The organism is Sphingomonas sp. FG14 (assembly GCF_057809675.1).
Genome location: NZ_JBMDKK010000001.1, coordinates 324,494 through 343,831 on the forward strand (window position 1 = coordinate 324,494; position 19,338 = coordinate 343,831).

Annotated in this window: 12 protein-coding genes; 8 read left to right on the forward strand and 4 right to left on the reverse strand. The window is 65.5% G+C overall.

The window, feature by feature from the left end:
• Nucleotides 1-16: 16 nt before the first annotated feature.
• Nucleotides 17-706, forward strand: coding sequence for a DUF3142 domain-containing protein (locus ACODTA_RS01570; RefSeq protein ID WP_489064048.1), 690 nt, complete (start codon nucleotides 17-19; stop codon nucleotides 704-706).
• Between the two features lie 123 nt (nucleotides 707-829).
• Entirely contained in the window at nucleotides 830-1,525 is a 696-nt protein-coding gene (locus ACODTA_RS01575; protein ID WP_489064049.1) for a hypothetical protein, read from the forward strand.
• Nucleotides 1,526-1,531: 6 nt separating this feature from the next.
• Here the strand turns inward: ACODTA_RS01575 and ACODTA_RS01580 are convergent, their stop codons facing one another.
• Nucleotides 1,532-2,557, reverse strand: a complete 1,026-nt coding sequence (locus ACODTA_RS01580) for a CapA family protein (RefSeq protein ID WP_489064050.1) — start codon at nucleotides 2,555-2,557, stop codon at nucleotides 1,532-1,534.
• 170 nt (nucleotides 2,558-2,727) lie between these two features.
• Here ACODTA_RS01580 and ACODTA_RS01585 point away from each other — a divergent pair, with 170 nt between their 5' ends.
• Genes ACODTA_RS01585 through ACODTA_RS01600 form a run of 4 tightly spaced genes read left to right on the forward strand, consistent with a single transcriptional unit; the run spans nucleotide 2,728 to nucleotide 9,946 of the window.
• Nucleotides 2,728-5,616 (forward strand): TonB-dependent receptor, encoded by a 2,889-nt coding sequence (locus ACODTA_RS01585; RefSeq protein WP_489064051.1) that lies wholly within the window; start codon nucleotides 2,728-2,730, stop codon nucleotides 5,614-5,616.
• A gap of 29 nt (nucleotides 5,617-5,645) precedes the next feature.
• Nucleotides 5,646-7,199, forward strand: a complete 1,554-nt coding sequence (locus ACODTA_RS01590; RefSeq protein WP_489064052.1) for an AbgT family transporter — start codon at nucleotides 5,646-5,648, stop codon at nucleotides 7,197-7,199.
• 2 nt (nucleotides 7,200-7,201) lie between these two features.
• On the forward strand, nucleotides 7,202-9,019 hold the full coding sequence (locus ACODTA_RS01595) for a CocE/NonD family hydrolase (RefSeq protein WP_489064053.1): 1,818 nt from the start codon (nucleotides 7,202-7,204) through the stop codon (nucleotides 9,017-9,019).
• Nucleotides 9,020-9,028: 9 nt separating this feature from the next.
• Complete coding sequence (locus tag ACODTA_RS01600) at nucleotides 9,029-9,946, forward strand: LysR family transcriptional regulator (protein ID WP_489064054.1); 918 nt, start codon at nucleotides 9,029-9,031, stop codon at nucleotides 9,944-9,946.
• A gap of 3 nt (nucleotides 9,947-9,949) precedes the next feature.
• Here ACODTA_RS01600 and ACODTA_RS01605 read toward each other — a convergent pair whose 3' ends face one another.
• From ACODTA_RS01605 to ACODTA_RS01615, 3 genes are all read right to left on the reverse strand, one after another.
• On the reverse strand, nucleotides 9,950-11,182 hold the full coding sequence (locus ACODTA_RS01605) for an aminotransferase class V-fold PLP-dependent enzyme (protein WP_489064055.1): 1,233 nt from the start codon (nucleotides 11,180-11,182) through the stop codon (nucleotides 9,950-9,952).
• A gap of 75 nt (nucleotides 11,183-11,257) precedes the next feature.
• Nucleotides 11,258-13,120, reverse strand: coding sequence for a glucans biosynthesis glucosyltransferase MdoH (gene mdoH / locus ACODTA_RS01610; RefSeq protein WP_489064056.1), 1,863 nt, complete (start codon nucleotides 13,118-13,120; stop codon nucleotides 11,258-11,260).
• A gap of 162 nt (nucleotides 13,121-13,282) precedes the next feature.
• Nucleotides 13,283-14,791, reverse strand: a complete 1,509-nt coding sequence (locus ACODTA_RS01615; protein ID WP_489064057.1) for an OpgD/OpgG family glucan biosynthesis protein — start codon at nucleotides 14,789-14,791, stop codon at nucleotides 13,283-13,285.
• 167 nt (nucleotides 14,792-14,958) lie between these two features.
• Between ACODTA_RS01615 and ACODTA_RS01620 the strand changes: the two genes are divergently transcribed.
• Both ACODTA_RS01620 and ACODTA_RS01625 read left to right on the forward strand, forming a co-directional pair.
• The gene (locus tag ACODTA_RS01620) at nucleotides 14,959-16,713 is read left to right on the forward strand and encodes a putative bifunctional diguanylate cyclase/phosphodiesterase (protein ID WP_489064058.1); all 1,755 of its coding nucleotides are present in this window, start codon (nucleotides 14,959-14,961) and stop codon (nucleotides 16,711-16,713) included.
• A gap of 332 nt (nucleotides 16,714-17,045) precedes the next feature.
• On the forward strand, nucleotides 17,046-19,244 hold the full coding sequence (locus ACODTA_RS01625) for a penicillin acylase family protein (RefSeq protein ID WP_489064059.1): 2,199 nt from the start codon (nucleotides 17,046-17,048) through the stop codon (nucleotides 19,242-19,244).
• Nucleotides 19,245-19,338: the final 94 nt, after the last annotated feature.

Here is a 19,338-nt window from a genome sequence, read left to right on the forward strand (position 1 = left end):
CGCGCTCCGCTATCTGGTGGCGGCGCTGTCGCCGATGCTCGTCGCGGCGTCCGCGCCGGCGGACAGGGTGGATGCACGGCATCATGACGCCTTCTGGCTTTGGGCCGGGGTGCGGCCGCAGCCGGTGCTGGAGCGGGCGAAGCGGGTCTATATCCTGCAAGGGCAAGTCAGCACGCGCGATACCGTCCGGCTGATCGCGCAGCGCCCGGCGACCCCGAGGATCGCGCATGCCGATGTCTGGATGGTCGTCCGCGTGGAGACGCTGCGCTGGCCGCCCCAGCTCTACGATCAGTTGCTTGTCCAGCTCGATCGCTGGCGTGCGGCGGGCAACAAGGTGGTCGGCATCCAGATCGATTTCGATGCCCGGACCCGGCATCTGGAGGGCTATGCCGGTTTCCTCGCTGGATTGCGCGCGCGGCTGCCCGCCGATTGCCGGCTGGGGATCACCGGCCTGCTCGACTGGAGCGCCAATGGCGATCCCGCCGGGCTCGACGCGCTGGCGGGCGTCGTCGACGAGGTAGTGCTGCAAATCTATCAGGGACGCCGCGTCATCCCTGGCTATGCCGGCTATCTCGCCCGGCTCGACCGGCTGAAGCTGCCTTTTCGCATCGGCTTGCTGCAGAATGGCGAATGGCGGCCGCCGCCGGGACTGGAAACCAACCCGAATTTCGGTGGTTATGTCGTGTTCCTGACCAACGATCGCTGAAACCACGGCGCGGCGGGTTGTCGCCCGTGGGGCCAGTGCTTAATGTGGTGTACGATGCGTTCGGCGTATTCTCATTCTTCGCCGGACCGCGCCCGCGAACCGCTTGGACGGCGGGCGATCGCGTTGCTGCTGGCGTTCGCGATTCACGGTCTTGGCCTGCTGCTGCTGTTCATGCTGGCGCCGCCGCAGATGTTCGTGCGCAGGGAGCCTCCCAAGAGCTTTCAGTTGCAGTCGGTTTCCGAAGGGCCCGAAGCGCCGAAGCAGAGCGAAAAGGGGGAGCGCGCCAAACCCAAGGCGGGTGAGGCCGCCGCGCCGCCACGCCCCGTCCTGCCTGTGCCGCCGCCCGTTCTCGCCAAGCCGGTGGAGCAACCGCCGCCACCGCTCGACATGATCGTCCTGAGCAAGAAGGATTTCGCCGCTGCGGACATCTCGAAACTGGCGAAGGCCAATAATGGCGGGGCGGACAGCGGCGCGGGCAAGGACAGTGCGTCCGCGATCGGCCCGGGTGAGGGGCCGGGCGGTGCGCGGCTCTACAATGCCGAATGGTACCGCGAACCGACCGATGCGGAGATCGCCTACTACCTGCCGCCTGGCGGTGCGCGGGTGGGCTGGGCGATGATCGCGTGCCGGACGATACCCGACTACCGCGTCGAGGATTGCCGTCAGCTCGGGGAGTCGCCGCCAGGATCGGGCCTGTCGCGCGCGCTGCGCCAGGCTGCCTGGCAGTTTCGCGTGAAGCCACCCCGGCTCAATGGCAAGCTGATGGTCGGCGAATGGGTGCGCATCCGCTTCGATTTCACCGAGGGCAAGGCGAAATAGCGGTATCTATCGGCTGGCTATCAACCGGGTCGAGCGTTCCTTGGCGAGCACTGGATAACCCGCCGAATATTCCCCGCCATATTTCTGCGCGTCGAGCTGCACGGGCACCAGATCGGCGCCCTGGAAGCGGCCGTCGCGGAAACGGGCATCGACGATCAGCGACCGCCATGTGGCGGGGCCATAGGCACCGTCGGCCTTGCGCGTCTGGAAGATGAAATTGCCAAGGCCGTGGAAGAGCGGTGCCCCCTTATACTGTTCCATGCCCTGCATCAGCGGCGTGCCGTGCGCGACGAAGGTCGAGGCCCCGGCATCGATGCAGGCGCGTGCGAAAGCGCGCTGCCATTGGGGTGTGTCGGCCTGAACCTTCTCCCAATAATGATTGTGCAGGCAGAAGATCACCGTCGCCGCGTGCGCGCGGGCGGCGCGGATGGAGTCGAGCGTGCGTGCGACGTCGCCGGGATCGAGTTCGCCCGATGCCAGTCGCCTGATCTCCGCGACGCCGGGCCTTTGCGGCGTGGCGGCGGCGCCGTCGCGGATCGCGCCGGCGGCGGCCGAAACCAGCGCGACGCGGCCGGCGCGCGTATCCTGAAAGGCGGCGCGCGATGCCGTCTCCAGGTCGCGCCCGGTGCCGGCATGAACGATCCCGCGCCGGTCGAGGGCATCGATCGCGGCCAATATGCCGCCGCTGCCCAGATCCCAGGCATGGTTGTTCGCGGTCGTCACCATCGTCACGCCCAGCGTCTTCAGGCAATCGATCACTTCGGGCTGCGCTGCATGGAGCACTTCACCCGTGCGGGTCGGCGGTCCGGCGCCGGGCCCGTCGATCGCGGTCTCGAGATCGGTGAAGATCACGTCGGCACCCGCCATCCGGCGCGTGATCGCGTCCATGCCCGGCCAGGGCGGAGCGCAGAGATTTTGCTGGATCAGCGACTGGCCGAGCAGGATGACGCGCATGTCGCGCGGGCGGCGCGCCTGAGCTGTGGGAATGCCGAGCGCCAGGCCGGCGGCGAGCAGGCTGCGTCGATCGAGCATCATGCCGGATAATCCCCCAAAACCGCTATTCTGCAACGGGCATATCCAATCGCGCCGAATGCGGGCAAGGTCATGCCCGATCTGATATGAGCAGATGAAAAGCCGTCATCAGATTTCGCCGTGGCGCCGGATCGTTAAGCCAATAGGCCGAATCGGGGATGGAGGGAAAAATGACGGATTGGCTTTGGGCGCGGTCGCGTGCGGCACGGATGGGTGGCGCGCTGATCGGCAGCAGCCTGATCGCGTTGGCGATCGCGACACCGGCCTTTGCCCAGGCGGCCGATCCGGCACCGGTGGAAGAGGCGGCGGAGGACCCCGTCGATATCGTCGTCACCGGCTCGCGCATCCAGCGCCGCGATGCCGAAACCGTCGGCCCGCTGCTGACCCTGACCGCCGACGACATCTCGAAATCGGGCACCGCGTCGCCGGGCGAGTTGCTGCAGCGCCTGCCCTCGGCCGGCGTCAGCCTCAACTCCAACGGCACCCAGGGCACCTCCTATGGCGCGGCGTCGATCAACCTCCGCTATCTGGGTGGCGGCGAAGGCAGCGGCAATCGCGTGCTGGTGCTGGTGAACGGCCATCGCTGGGTGGATGCGGTGGGCCAACGCGGTTTCCGCGACTTCGTCGACCTCAACACCATCCCGATGGGCATGATCGATGGCGTCGAAGTGCTGAAGGATGGTGCGTCCGCCATCTATGGCGCCGACGCCATTGCGGGCGTCGTCAACATCAAGACGATCCAGCCATTTGACGGCATTCGCGGCTCGATCCGTGCGGCGACCACCGACAAGGGCGATGGCGAGGAATATACCGCGATCCTCAATGTCGGGAAGCGCGTGGGCCGCGCCTCGTTCATCCTGTCGGGCAGTTATTTCAAGTCGCAGCCGATCCTGACGAGCGCGCGCGATCTGACGACGCTGTCGCTGGTGCCGGTGACGGCGCCGGGGACGAGCCCCAACGGCCTGTTCATCCTGCCCGGCCTTGCCAATAGCGGCTATTTCGGCACCGCCGCCGGCTTCGGCAGCAGCGCCAGTCCGATCGCCTTCAATGGCGGTGCCGGCTATGGCGCGGGCAATCTGGCCGACAACAGCTATCACGTCGCGTCGCTGCCCGGCGATTTCTACAATACCCAGGCGCAGGGCATCTATTCGACCGGCCCGTCGGAGCGCTATGGCATCTATGGCCGCTTCGGTTACGAAGTGACCGACGACATCAATTTCCATGTCGAAGGGCTGTACAACCGCCGCAAATCCAACCAGCTCTTCTCGCCGGTGCTGCTCGACATCGGTGGTACGGCGGGCACGGTGCGGGGTTTCTCGATCCCCAACAACCACGCCTATAATCCGTTCGGCACCGCCAATGGCGTGCCCGTGGCGAACGCGCTCGCCTTCGCCGCCAATTCGGCGTTCCGTATCCGCAAGGTGATGAGCGACGTCGGCAATCGCGACAATCGCCAGGATGTCGAGACGATCCGCATCGCCGGCGGGCTCGATGGCGGGTTCGAGCTGTTCGGCAATCGCTGGAACTGGGACATGTTCGGCAGCTATGCCAAGAACAAGATCAACTCGATCGCGCTCAACGGCATCAACTACGACAATCTGTTCCTGGGGCTCGGTAGTCCCGCCGCCTGCGCGGCGGTGGCCGGCTGCGTGCCCGTCAACCTGTTCGGTCCGATGACGGAGCAGCAGGCGGCGTTCATCCGCTTCACAACGCGCGAATCCAACTATACCGAGCTTTGGAATGCCTCGGTCAACGCCACGGGCAGCCTGTTCGCGCTGCCGGCGGGCGATGTTGCTCTGGCCGTCGGTTACGAATATCGGCGCAACAAGGGCGTCGACAATCCCGACCCGATCGCCAACGCCGCGCCGACCTATCTGAACGCGTCGCTCTACACCAAGACGACGGCGCAGACGCGTACGGCGACCTCGGGTAGCTACGACCTGCACGAAGTTTATGGCGAGTTGTCGATCCCGCTGCTCAAGGATTCGGCGCTCGGCAAGGCGCTCGATCTCAGCTTGGCCGGCCGCTATTCCGATTATTCGACGGTCGGTGGCAAGGCGACGTTCAAGGCGGGCGCGGGCTATCGTCCGTTCGACGGGCTGCTGATCCGTGGCACCTATGCGCAGGGTTTCCGGGCGCCCTCGATCCTCGAACTCTATCAGGGTGCGCGCCAGACCAGCTTCCAGGGCACCGATCCCTGCAATGGCGGTTCGGCCGCCAATGCGGGCAAGCCCGGCTGCGCGGGCGTTCCGGCGGGCTACAATCAGATCAACTATAATCTCAACGGGCTAATTCCTGGCGTGATCAGCGGCAATACGACGCTCAAGCCCGAGACGTCGGACAGCATCAGCGTCGGCGTGGCGGTGACGCCGCTTTCCGGCCTGTCGCTGACCGTCGATTACTACAAGATCAAGATCAAGAACGCGATCGCCGCCCAGTCCGCGACGCAAATCCTGCAGCTCTGTGCGCTCCGGTCCGGCGTATTCTGCGATCTGGTGAAGCGCGATGCGAGCACCGGTGCGATCCTGGAACTGCTCCAAGGCGCGCAGAACCTCAATTCGATCAGCACCGACGGTGTCGATGCGACGCTGCGCTATGACTTCCGCACCGATATCGGCAAGTTCGGCGCGGTGCTTGACGCATCCTATCTCGGATCCTTCCGCACCGTCTCGCCCGATCCGGCGACGGGGGCTACGATCATCGACGATCGCGCGGGCAAGGGCGACCAGCCACGCTCGACCTATCCGCGCTGGAAGGGGCAGGCGTCGCTCAGCTGGGCGGGCGATGCAGTCGATGCGGTGCTGCGCGCGCGCTATATCGGCAAGACCACCGATATCGTGAACAGTGTCAAGAGCGCGCGCACCAGCGCCGTCACCTATATCGACGCGGAAATGGGCTTTGATGTCGAGGACGGGCGCGCTCGTTTTGGCATCGGCGTCAACAACCTGTTCGATCGTGCGCCGCCCGCATCCTATGCCAATGCGCCGATCAACTACGATATCTACACCTATGATGCGCGCGGCCGGTTCCTCTACGCCCGTTTCTCGGTGAAGATGTAGGATCGACCGGGGCGGGCGGAGACAGGCGCATGGACGATCAACCGGCGGTCGGGCGGCGAAGCTGGCTCGATCGCGTGGAACGGCTGGGCAATGCCTTGCCCGATCCGGCCTTTATCTTCGTTGCATTGATCGGGCTGGTGATGGTGGCCTCCGCCATCGCGGCGGCGGCGGGCTGGAGCGCGATCAATCCGGCGACGGGTGAGAGGATCGCGGTCGAGAGCCTGTTTTCGGCGGACAATCTGCGCAAGCTGCTGGTGGAGATGCCGAAGACGCTCGCGGCCTTCCCGCCGCTCGGTTTCGTGCTCGTGGTGATGCTCGGCGCGGCGGTGGCGGAGCGGGCGGGGCTGTTCACCGTGCTGATCGGCCGCGCGGTACGCAACCTGCCGGTGCGCTGGCTGACGCCCTGCACCTATTTTGTCGGGTTGATGTCGCACCATGCCGGGGACGCGCCCTACGTAGTGCTGATCCCCCTGGCGGCGATCGTCTATGCGGAGGCCGGCCGCCATCCCCTCGCCGGGATCGCGGCGGCCTATGCCGGCATTTCGGGCGCCTTTGCCGGCAATGTCCTGCCCGGCCAGTTCGACGTGCTGATCCTGGGCATCACCCAGGCGGCGGCGCACCTGATCGCGCCCGGCCATGTCCTCAATCCGCTCGGTAACTGGTGGTTCACTGCCGCGCTGGGCCTGATCGTGCTGCCGATCGTCTGGTTCGTCTGCGATCGCATCGTCGAGCCGCGCCTGGCGCGCTGGCAGGCCGATGGCCCCGATGCCGGGCTCGCGGCGCCGGTGGGTGAACTGCATGTGCCGCAGCGCCGGGGATTGCGCCGGGCCGGCCTGGCGGCGCTGGTGGTGGTGGCGCTGTTCGCCGCGCTCACGCTGACGCCCGGGTTCCATCCCTTGATCGACGATACGGCCAGGGGCGCGGCACGGCTCACGCCCTTCTACGGCGCGCTGATCGCGGCCTTCTTCCTGCTCTTCCTGGCATGCGGCTGGGCCTATGGCGCGGCGGCCGGCACGATCGCGTCGCACCGCGACGTGGTGGCGATGATGGGGCAGGGGATGCGCGATCTGGCCCCTTATATCGTCATCGTCTTTTTCGCGGCGCACTTCGTCGCGCTCTTCGCATGGTCCGGTCTGGGGCCGGTGATGGCGATCAAGGGCGCTGAATTGCTGCGCGGAATGGCCCTGCCGGTGCCGCTGCTGCTGATCGTGCTGCTGCTGATGTCGTCGGTCTTCGATCTGCTGATCGGTTCGGCCAGCGCCAAGTGGAGCGTGATGGCGCCGATCGCGGTGCCGATGCTGATGCTGCTCGGCGTGTCCCCCGAAATGACGACCGCCGCCTACCGGATGGGGGATTCGATCTTCAATATCGTGACGCCGGTCGCGTCCAATTTCGTGCTGGTTCTGGTGATGTGCCAGCGCTGGGTGAAGGGCTTCGGTGTCGGATCGCTGATCGCGATGATGCTGCCCTTCTCGATCGTGATCGGGCTGACCGGACTGGTGCTGGTGGCGGGCTGGGTAACGCTCGACCTGCCCGTCGGTCCCGATGCCCCCGCGCGCTACAGCCTGGTGGCATCGCAATGAATGTGATTTCCGATGCAATGGTGCCGATGCGCGATGGCGTGCGGCTGGCCACCGACATCTATCTGCCGCCCGACTGGAGGGAGGGGGATCGGCTGCCCGTGCTGATGGAGCGCACCCCTTATGACAAGCGGGGATCGAACCATGGAGATTTCACGCGCGACGAGCCCCGGTTGCGCAGCAAGCCGGAGATCGCCCGCTGGTTCGCCGAGGTCGGCTATGCCTTTGTCCTCCAGGATTGCCGGGGGCGGTACGGCTCCGAAGGCGTGTTCACCAAATATCTGAACGAGGCGGAGGATGGCGCGGACACGCTCGCCTGGCTGCTCAAACAACCATGGTGCGACGGGCGCGTCGGCACGATGGGGCTTTCCTACGGCGCGCATGTGCAGAGCGCGCTCGCCTGCCTCGATCCGCCGGGACTGGTGGCGATGTTCCTCGATTCCGGCGGTTTTTCGAGCGCCTATCATGGCGGTGCGCGCCAGGGCGGGGCGTTCGAGTTGAAACAACTCACCTGGGCACGCAAGCACGCATTGCTCGCGCCGGAGAGCGAAGCGGACCCCGTGCGCCGCGCCGCGCTGGAGGCGGAGGATATCGGCACCTGGACACGCCGGCGCTGGCGCTGCGGCTATTCGCCGCTCGCCGCCGCGCCGGAATATGAAGCCTTCATCCTCGAGCAATGGGACAACGACCGGCTCACTGATTTCTGGAAGCAGATCGGCATCTATGCGCGCGGCTATTATGACCGCTACGCCGATGTGCCGATGGTCCATATGGCGAGCTGGTACGATCCCTATTCGCAGACCGCGATCGACAATTTCATGGGGCTGGCGCCGATCAAGCGCGGCCCGGTGAAGCTGGTGCTCGGCCCCTGGACGCACGGCCAGCGATCGGTGACCCATGCCGGCGACGTCGATTTCGGGCCGGAAGCGACGCTCGACGGCCATGTCGGCACCGATTATTTCACGCTTCGCCGGGACTGGTTCGACCGCCATCTGCGCGGCCGCGACGTTGCCGAACCTTTGCCTACGCCGGTGCGGATCTTCGTGATGGGCGGCGGTAGCGGACGGCGCAATGCCGATGGGCGGCTCGATCATGGCGGGCATTGGCGTGACGAACAATCATGGCCGATCGCGCGCACCGTGCCGACGACGCTTCATCTGCACGGGGACGGCGCGTTGAGGCCGGCAGCACCGGAAAGCGGCGCACCACCGCTCGCTTATGATTTCGATCCGGCCGATCCGGTGCCGACGATTGGTGGCGCGATCGCGTCGGGTGCGCCCTTGATGTTCGCCGGCGCCTATGACCAGCGCGAGACCTACGAACTTTATGGCGCGACGAAACCGGGCCGGGCGCTGGGCGATCGGGCGGATGTGCTGGTGTTCGAAACGCCGCCGCTCGATGCCGATGTCGAACTGACCGGCAGCGTCGTCGCGCATCTTCATGTCGCTTCCTCGGCGGTCGATACCGATTTCACGATCAAGCTGGTCGATGTCCATCCGCCAAGCGCGGATTATCCGCAGGGCTATGCGATGAACCTGGCGCATGGCATCCTGCGCGCGCGATTCCGCAATGGCTTCGAAACACCCGAGCCGATGGAGCCCGGCAGTGTCTATATGCTCACCATCCCGACCTTCCCGACGAGCAATCTCTTCCTTGCCGGCCATCGCATCCGGATCGAGGTATCGAGCAGCAATTTCCCGCATTTCGACGTCAACCCGAACAGCGACTGGCGCCTGCCCGGCGCGCCGCCGCAAGTGGCGCGCAACCGCATCCATGTCGATCGAGAGCACCCGTCCCATGTGGTGCTGCCCGTCATTCCCTGAGTTGATGTCATGACGGCGGCACGGCGCTCGGCCGCTTCATTGGGCGTGCGGGCGCTTGGCACCTTCGCGGAGGTGATCCGGACGGGGTCGGCCACCGTCGCCGGCCGCAATCTCGGCATGACCCAGCCGGCGGTCAGCCGGATCATCGCGCAGCTCGAGGCGAATGTCGGCTTCGAGCTTTTCTATCGCGATCGCGGCCGGCTGATCGCCACCAAGGACGGGCTGGCGCTCGCCGAGGAGGTGGAACTGGCGCTGGCGGGCCTGCGCCGTGTCGACAGCCTTGTCAGCGATATTGCGACATCGGCGGTCGGCGAGCTGCGCGTGGTGGCGCCGCCCAGCTTCGCGGAGGGGCTGTTGCCCGAGATCGTCGCCGCCTTTCTTGAACGTTTTCCCGGCGTGCGTTTCAGCCTGGATTCGCGGACGACCGAAACCGCCAAGGCGATGATCGCCACGCGCGTCGTCGATTGCGGCTTCATGAAGCTGCCCGTCGACGACAGCGATCTGCGCTGCGAACCGCTGATGGCCAATGGCTCGGTCTGCGTGCTCGCCGCCGATCATCCGCTGGCGTGCCACGCCACGCTGACGCCCGAACTGCTGGCGGATCAACCGCTGATCCTGCTTGGATCGGGGCGACAGTGGCGCGTGCAGGTGGACAAGGCCTTTGCCGGATATCGGCTGCGTCCACGCGTCGCGATCGAAACCCATACCCATGGCTCCGCCTGTGCGCTGGCGGCGCGGGGTGTCGGGATCGCGATCGTCAACGAACGGCTGGCGCACAGCTATCTGCGCGATCCGCTCGTCGCACGCGCGTTCACGCCACCGATCATGCACGAATATGCCTTCGTCACCTCCGCGCTCTCCCAGCCTTCGCGGCTGGCGCGCGAGTTCCACGATCAGGCGCGCGCGCTGCTGGCGGGTCAGGGCTGATCTTCAGCCACGGGCAAGCATGTCCGCCACGAGCGCGATCTCGTCCTCGCTATTGTAGAGATGTGGAGAGAAGCGGATGAGCGGCTGGCCATCGGCTTCGTTCTGCGCGGTGGCGATCTTCGCGGCGCTCCACAGCCGGGCGCGGATGGCTGCGACATCCTTGCCCGGAAAGGCGACGGTGATCACGGGGCCGGACAGGTCGGGATGCGCCGCGCCGACGATCCTGGCACCGGGCACGCGCGACAAGGCCGTCCGCATTGTCCTGGCGGCATGGCGCACGCCGCCTTCGATCATGGTTTCGCCGATCCCGTCCATCATATCGAGCGCGGCTTCGATGGCCTCCAGCTTGGGATCGTCGCGCTGGCCGAGAATCTCGTATTTTTGCGCGGTTTCCAGATTCTTCGGATCGGTCAGCCAATAGCCATGACTCAGCATCAACGGACTGAGTTCCGCTTGCCGCTCGCGCTTCACATAGAGCACGCCACCTTCCAGCGGGCCGAGCAGCCATTTATGCGTGCTCGCCGAATAGGAGTCGACGCCGAGCGCCGCCATGTCGAGGCGCAGCCAGCCAAAGGTCTGGGCACCGTCGACATGAAGCCAGGCACCATGCTGGCGCGCCAGGGCGGCGATGTCGGCAATGGGATAGGCAAGGCCGGTGACGTTGGTGATATGCGACAGAAACACGGCGCGCGTTCCCGGCGTGATCGCCGCGGCGAACGCATCGACGATCTGCTGCGGAGAGGCCGCGTTGACGGGCACGGGCAGCACAACCAGTTCCAGCCCCTCGCGCCGTGCGCGCAGCCGCCAGGTATCGAGCGTCGATTGATGGTTGTGCGCGGTCAGCACGACGCGGTCACCACGCTTCAGGTCGAGACCCAGCACCGCGACGCTGTTCGCCTCGCTCGCGTTGCGGACAAGCGCGATCTCTTCGGTCCTGGCGCCGATCCGCGCCGCCAGCCGGGCGCGCAGCCGGTCCGCGATCAGGGGATAGCGTTCTCGGAACTCGCGCGACGGGTTGTCCTGAAAGGCGGCGGTTCCACGCGCCTGCGCTTCCGCGACCTTGCGAAAGCTCGGCCCGATATTGGCGGCGTTGAAATAACGGATATCGGGTGAAAGCAGTAATTGCCGGCGCAGTCCGGCGGGGGTGAAGCCGGGCTTGTTGGCCTGAACCAGTGGCGAAGACAATGCTGGCGCCGCGCTCAGGGCGAGCGGCGCCAGCGTGGCGCCGTGCAGCATGTCCCGCCGCGAAATTCCGCCCGTCCCCGTCGATCCCATGATGGCCGCCCCCGATTTCCCGTTCGGGGCGCAGCCTTATCGCAAGGGGGGCGGTGCGGATAGGGTGATGCGGTCGCCATCGGTCGCGGCGCGCAAGGTTCCGATCTCGACCAGATCGTTCGAGACGGGCAGGGCGGGCGCGTCTTCGTCCACGGCAAGCACGCCGCGCATTGCAAGCCGTTCGCCCCAGTCGGCGCGCGCGGTGAGCGACGCGGTGACGGGCGCGAGCAACAGGCTGAAGACGATCGGCAGCAGCCAGGGCGTGGAGCCGCCAGCGACCAGGATCATGACCAGGAAGGTCAGGCCGATACCGACATGATAGCGATAATCGGCGATTGCCTGGCGCAATGGAATGCCGTGCGCGTCGCGGCGCTGCGGCCGCCAGCCGCTCGGCTTGCCGCATAATATGTCGAACACCGCGATCGTCTGGCTGATCATGGTGACCGGCGCGACCAGCATCGCGAGCGGCACTTCCAGTCCCATGCTGCGCAGCACGTTTCGCATGCCGCCCAGCTTGTCGCGCTGTTCGCGATCAATGACGATCCAGGCCAGCGACAGCAGCTTGGGGCCGAACAGCAGCGAAAGCGTCAGGATGATCGGCCAGAGCGATGGTGCGAAGGATGATGCATCGACCAGGCCGACGCCCTGGAGCAATGTCACCAGCGCCAGCATCAGCCAGAGCGGTGACGCGAGATAGGCGGAAGCGCCCATCAGCAATTGCAGCCGGTTGAGCCAGTGGAAACCGGCAGCGCCGAGCAGACGGATATGCTGGAGATTGCCCTGGCACCAGCGCCGGTCCCGCACCGCATGGTCGTTCAGTGTCGGCGGGAATTCCTCATGGCTTCCCTCGATAGAGACCATATGGACCGCCCAGCCGCGCCGGCGCAGCAGGCCCGCCTCGACCATGTCGTGGCTCATGATATGTCCGCCGAACGGCTCGCGTCCGCGCAGTTCGGGCAGGCCGCAGCTTTCCGCGAACGCCTTGACGCGGATGATCGCGTTATGCCCCCAGAAAGTGGCCTCCGCGCCCGACCACCAGACCAGCCCGGCCGTCGAAATCGGGCCATAAGCGGCGGCGGCGAATTGCTGCCAGCGTGCGAAGATCGTGCGACCGCCGACGACGCTCGGCACGGTCTGGATCAGCGCGATGCCGGGGCTGCGGTCCATCACGCCAGCCAGCCGTGCCATCACCTCGCCGCGCATCAGGCTGTCGGCATCCAGCACGACCATATAGTCGTAAGCGCCGCCGAAGCGGCGGACCCATTCGGCGATATTCCCGGGCTTGCGCGCGATATTGTGCGATCGCCGCCGGTAATAGACGGGCAGGGGGCAGGCATCGCGCAGCGCGAGATAGGCGGCATGTTCGGCCTCGGCCGCATCCGCGCCCGAATCGCTGAGCAGGAAGATGTCGAACTGGCGCGTGACGCCGGCTTCGGTCAGCGTTTCGGCCATGGTCCGCACGCGCGCCGCGATCGGCCCCATATCCTCGTGATAAACGGGAATGAGCACCGCGGTCCGGCGGCGCGGGATGGCGGCCGGCCATGTCGATAGATGCGGTTGGGCGCGCCCCGCCAGCAGCACGCAGAAACCGATCACGGCGTTCACGAAACCCAGCGCGATCCAGCAGAACAGGCTGAGCGTGAGCAGGAACAGCGCGCCGTCGAGCAGGCCCGGCAGTCTGAGCCCGGCGAGCGGGCGCATCATCTCGGTTGCTGCGAACATGCCGAGCGCGAGGGTGGCGACGACCACCAGGATCCGTCGCTCGATCATGTCGTCGGGCGTGGACACCACCCGGCGGCCGGGGCGGGGGGGCTCCCGGAATGACTGGATGGGCATTTCGATCGGGGCTTCGGCGGGCAACTCTCCGGCCACGCCCGCCGGCTGGATGGGCGCCAGCATATCTGCCGGCAAGCGTGGGTGTGTGGAACCGTCCGGCAATGTGCGACCTGTTGGGTTGTTCTTTATGGCAATTCGTCCCTTTCCTGAGGGAAGGGACGATGTCGGCTCAAAACTGTCGGGCGGGTGGGGCGTTCCGTAAAACTGCCCCGTTTTTCCAACACTTCACCCAAGCAGATAGAGCCAAGTCTCTGTAAGTGACTGATTTTGCATATCGAGTATCGCGCGCACGTCCAGCGGCTGCCCGCCGTCCCGTTGGATATCCAGGATAAGCCGCCAAAGATTGGGCTGGCCGTCCACCGGATAGCAGCCCCGGTTGACCACGCGGCCGCCGCTCACGCTCGCGCGCGGCGCGACCGGGGATTTATGGGTGAGGCCGGCGAACCGGTCGCCCGCGAAGTCGACGACGAACTTGACGATATCGGGCGAGGGCGGCTTGCCGGGGATATTGCCCTGGCCGATGCGGCAGGCGACCGCGCGGGCGACCGCCATCCGCTCGGGTTCACCGCCGATCCAGCGCATCCGATAGTCGTGAACCAGCCGGTCGCCGGCGCGGGGAGATCGTTCGGGCGTCCAGAACGCCACGATATTGTCGGCATATTCGGTGTCGGTCGGAAATTCGTAGAGCGTCACCGCGCCCTTGCCCCAGTTGCCCTGCGGCTCGATCCACAGGCTCGGGCGCTTCTCGTAGAAGACACCATCATCCTGATAATGACCGAAATCGCGGTCGCGCTGCATCAGCCCGAAGCCCTTTGGGCCGGTATCGGCGAAGCTGCTGGTGCGCGGGCGCGGCGGGTTGGCGAGCGGCCGCCAGATCCGTTCCCCCGTGCCCGTGCGGATCGCGAGACCATCGGAGTCATGGATTTCCGGCCTCCAGTCGCGCGCCGATCCACGATCTCCCTCGGCATACCAATACATGCTGGTGAGCGGCGCGATGCCCAGGCGTTCGACCGATCGGCGCATATGCAGCACGGAGTTCACCGACTGGATGGTCTCGCCCGCATGCCGCTCGCTGACGATCCGATAGGCACCGGCCACGCTTGGCCCGTCGAGCAATGCATAGACGGTGATGGCGCCGTCCTGGCCGCGCTCCAGCCAGACATGCGTGAAGACCGGGAACTCTTCGGGCGCATTGGTGCCGGTGTTCACCGCCAGGCCGCGTGCGGACAGGCCATATTGTGAGAGCGGCCCGGCGGCGCGGAAATAGGACGCGCCCTGGAACGCCAGCCAATCGCCGCGTCCGCCGGGGTTCATCACGCGAAAACCCGAAAAACCGCCGCCCTGGCCGATCGCTGCCATCGGATGATCGGCCGGATGGCGATACAATTCCGGATCATAGGCGAAGGGGCGGGCAACGCCGTTCTCGACCACCGCGATCGAGACGGGATGGCGTGCGGTGCTGGTCAGTGGAAAGAAGCGGACGCCACCATCGCCCCATAAGGTGCGGTCCGGCCGGTATTCGACATCGTTGGCGGCGTCATAGCCCATCTTGTCGAGCAGCGCGCCGGCATCGGCGGGCGGACGCCATGCCTGGCGATGCAATGCGAGCGCGCGGCGCTGCAGCAGTTCCCAGGAAAAGGGCTCTCCGCGTCCGGTTGCCGCGTGCAAGGGGGCCAGCCGCGCCAGCGCCGCCATCCCGACCAATCCAGCAATCGCTTCGCGCCGTGTCGTCATGCATCGCCCCGGTTATGGATACATAACGATATGGAAGCTGAACGGCTCCCGACCGGGGCGATGTGTGGCGATTCCAATCGTATCGTTCGGCACAGTCGCTTTCCAAAATGGTCGTTATTCAGAGTTGCGTAACGTTGATTCGGCAATCTCCCCTGAAAGAGGTGCCATTGACCCAGCTCGACGCCAAAGCCGAAACAATCGGCACCCGCCCGCAGCGCATCGATTGCCGCAATCGCGATCGGGTGGCCGATATCCTCATTCCCTTCGCGCGTGTCGCCTATCAGGCGCTGATCACGACCGATGCCGCCGGCCGCATCACTTTCTGGAATCACGGCGCGGAGAAGATGTTCGGTTATGACAGCACCGAAGTCGAAGGGCGGTCGATCGAACTGATCGTGCCGGAGCGATTCCGCGCCGCGCATCGTGAAGGCATGGCGAGAGTGGCGACAGGTGCGCCTTCGCAAATGGCAGGCCGGCCGATCGAAGTGATCGCTATCCGCCGCGATGGCACCGAATTCCCTGCCGAGATGTCGCTGTCGATCTGGGTTGGGCCGCTTGGCCTCGGGATCGGCGCGCAGTTGCAGGACATATCGGAACGGCGCGCGCGTGAGGAACGGCTTCACCATCTTGCGACGCATGACGATCTGACGGGCCTGCTCAATCGCAACAGCTTCAGGCTGCGGATCGAGGATCAGCTCGAGAAAACCGGAGCAGCGGCGGTGTTCGTCGTCGATCTGGACGATTTCAAGGGCGTCAACGATGGATTGGGCCATAGGGTGGGCGACACGCTGTTGCAGGCGCTTGCGCTCCGCCTGTCGGCATCGATCGCAGCCGACGAAGCGCTGGCAAGGCTGGGTGGCGACGAGTTCGCGATATTGCTGTCCCAGACGCAGGATCCGTGCGGGATCGGCATGCGCGCGCAGGCGCTGCTCGAACTGATCAGCCGCCCCTTCAACGTCTGCGGGCACCAGCTTCACCTGTCCGGCAGCGTTGGTATCGCGTTGGCGCCGCTTCACGCCCGCGATGCCGAGGAACTGGTGGTGCGCGCGGATCTTGCCTTGTTTCGTGCCAAACACGATGGTGGGCGCCGCTATCGGCTGTTCGATACCGGCATGGAACGACAGCTCTCGGCAACTCGCGCTTTCCAGGACGAGTTGCGCGATGCCTTTACGGAAGGCCAGTTCGAACTCCATTTCCAGCCTCAGATCGGCCTTGCCGATCGTCGGCTGATCGGTGCGGAGGCGCTGCTGCGCTGGCGGCATCCGGTGCGTGGGCTGCTCTATCCGCAATCCTTCCTGTCTGTCCTCGAAACCCATGCGCTCGCCTTCGAAGTTGGATCCTGGGTGCTCGATGAGGCATGTCGCTGCCTCGCCCAATGGCGCCGGGCAGGGGTTCCGGCGCTGAGGATCAGCGTCAACCTGTTCGCGGCGCAGCTTCGCGCCGGTACGCTGGTCGATGTCATCGACGACGCCCTTGCTCGGCACGGATTGGTGCCGGGGGATCTGGAACTGGAGATCACGGAGACCATCGTGCTCCGCCATGATGTCCGGATGCTGGAACCGTTGCGGGAAATCCATGCGCGCGGAGTGGGCATCGCGTTCGATGATTTCGGCACAGGCTTCGCATCGCTCAGCAGCTTGAAGGATTTTCCGCTGACGAGCCTCAAACTCGATCGCAGCTTCGTCCAGGATCTGGGCGCCGATCCGCACAGCGCGGCGATCGTGAAGGGTGTCGTGACGATCGGCCACAGCCTGGGCCTGAACGTGATCGCGGAAGGGATCGAGACTGGCGAGCAGGAAGCCCTGTTGCGCGAATGGTCGTGCGACGTCGGGCAGGGCTATCATTATGCGCGCGCTATTCCCTCGGGCGAATTCGTCGCGATGTTCGCGGAAGGGCGGAGTACCTCGATCGCGGATCGATAGCACGACCTGAGCCCACCGCACTCAATGGTCCAGTATATTGACAAGGGTGCGGATTGGGTGATGATGGCCGACGCAGCAAAGTCTGGGATGTCTGCGCGCCGGCCATCCGCGGGTATCTCTACTCGCCACGGATTGAAAATCCGTGGGCCGGCTATGACATCGCCGCCGATCGGCACCCACATATTTTCGACCAATGGCGTTTGTCGATACGCCTCTCGCGACACGTTGCCTCAAAATACCCGAAGCTGCGCGTGATCAGATGTCGGCCCTTGTCCTTTGTGCCGCGATGACGGCATGAGCATCAGCACAAGACTGGTTGACGAGGGGCGGTGATGACGAGACTGGATGCGAGCGGGTGCCTGATTGCGGTGGCCTCTGTCCTTGCGTTGGCGGCACCGGCCCAGGCCGCGTGCGGCATTGCCGGACAACCGGGTGCTCCAGTTTCGCGCGCGGCTCCGCGCGACGTTACCATCACCCGGGACACCTGGGGTATCGCGCATGTCGAGGGCAAGACCGACGCCGATGCGGTGTTCGGCATGATCTATGCGCAGGCTGAGGACGACTTCAACCGGATCGAGACCAATTATCTCGTCAATCTCGGCCGGCTGGCCGAGGCGGAGGGGGAAAGCGCGATCTGGCAGGATCTGCGCCAGCGCCTGTTTCTCGACCATGACGTGCTCAAGGCGGATTACGCCAGGAGCCCGCAATGGCTGAAGACGCTGATGATCGCCTGGGCCGACGGGCTCAACCATTATCTCGCCACGCATCCCGAAACCTGCCCGCGCGTGATCACGCGTTTCGAACCATGGATGGCGCTGTCTTTCTCGGAAGGCAGCATCGGCGGCGATATCGAGAGCGTGCCGCTGAGCCAACTCCAGGCATTTTACGAGGATCGCCCGATCCGGATGAGCGCGCTCGAACGCGGGCTGGTCTTTCGCGAACCGCAGGGATCGAACGGCGTCGCCATCGCGCCGAGCCACAGCAAGGACGGCAAGGCGCTGCTGCTGATCAACCCGCATACCAGCTTCTTCTTCCGTTCCGAACTGCAGATGAAGAGTGGGGAGGGGCTCAACGCCTATGGCGCCGCCACCTGGGGGCAGTTCTTCATCTATCAGGGCTTCAACGAAAAGGCGGGCTGGATGCACACGTCCAGCGGCATCGACAATATCGACGAGTTCGCCGAGACAATCGTCGAAAAGCCCGATGGCAGCCGCGCCTATCGCTATGGCAAGCAATTGCGGCCACTGATCACGCGTCCGGTGACTCTGTCCTACCGTGCGGCGGACGGAACGATGAAGCAGCGCGGCTTCACCACCTATGCCACGCATCATGGCCCGATCGTGCGCAAGGCCGATGACGGCAGATGGATCGCCTTCGCGCTGATGAACCGGCCGGTGGCCGCGCTCCAGCAAAGCTATCTGCGCACCAAGGCGCATGACTATGCCGGCTTCATGAAGGTGGCTGAACTCAAGGCGAATTCGTCGAACAACACGCTGTTCGCGGATTCGAAGGGCGAGATCGCCTATCTCCACCCGCAATTCGTGCCGATCCGCGACGACCGCTTTGATTATCGCAAACCCGTCGACGGCAGCGATCCCGCGACCGACTGGAAGGGGTTGCATGCGCTGTCGAGCCTGCCCCAGGCGGTCAATCCCGGCAATGGCTGGGTGTTCAACACCAACAACTGGCCATGGACGGCGGCGGGCGCGGACAGCCCCAAGGCCGAGGCCTTCCCGCGCTATATGGACCAGGTGCGCGAGAATCCGCGCGGCCCCCACGCCGAGCGGGTGCTTGCCGCCCGGCGCGATTTCACGCCGCAGACGCTGATCGATGCGGCCTATGATCCCTATCTGACCGCCTTCGCGCGCTTCCTGCCCAAGTTGATCGCCGCGTACGACCGGCAGCCGGATCCGAAGCTTGCAGGGCCGATCGAGTTGCTGCGCGGCTGGGATTATCGCTGGGGGCTCGATTCCGCGCCGACCTCGCTCGCGGTGTTCTGGGGCGAAGCCCTCTGGGCGAAGACCTCGGCGGCGGCGAAGGCCGCCGACATGACGGTGTGGGATTATATCGACGAACGCGCGACCGATGCCGAGCGGCTGGCGTCGCTCCGCGAGGCGGCGGATCGGCTGACCGCCGATTTCGGCGGCTGGCGCGTGCCCTGGGGCGAGATCAACCGCTATCAGCGCAATGACGGCGCGATCGTCCAGATTTTCGACGACACCAAGCCCAGCATCGCCGTGCCTTTCACGTCGGCGCAATGGGGCTCGCTCGCCGCCTTCGGGGCGATGCGTTATCCTGGGACGAAGCGCTATTACGGCACGCGCGGCAACAGCTTCGTCGCGGTCGCCGAATTCGGGCCAAGGCTGAAGGCGTGGGCGGTGAGCGCCGGCGGCGAAAGCGGCGATCCAGCGTCGAAGCATTTCGCCGACCAGGCGCAGCTTTATGCCGATGGCAAGCTACGGCCGGTCTATTATTATCCGGAGGATCTGGCGGGGAACATCGCGCGCCGATATCGGCCGGGGGAGCGGTAAACCCCCGGCGAGTCACCCCAGCGAAAGCTGGGGTCTGCCAACCAGATCGCGCATTGCTCCCTATGTCATTCCCGCGTGCGCGGGGATGACAGGC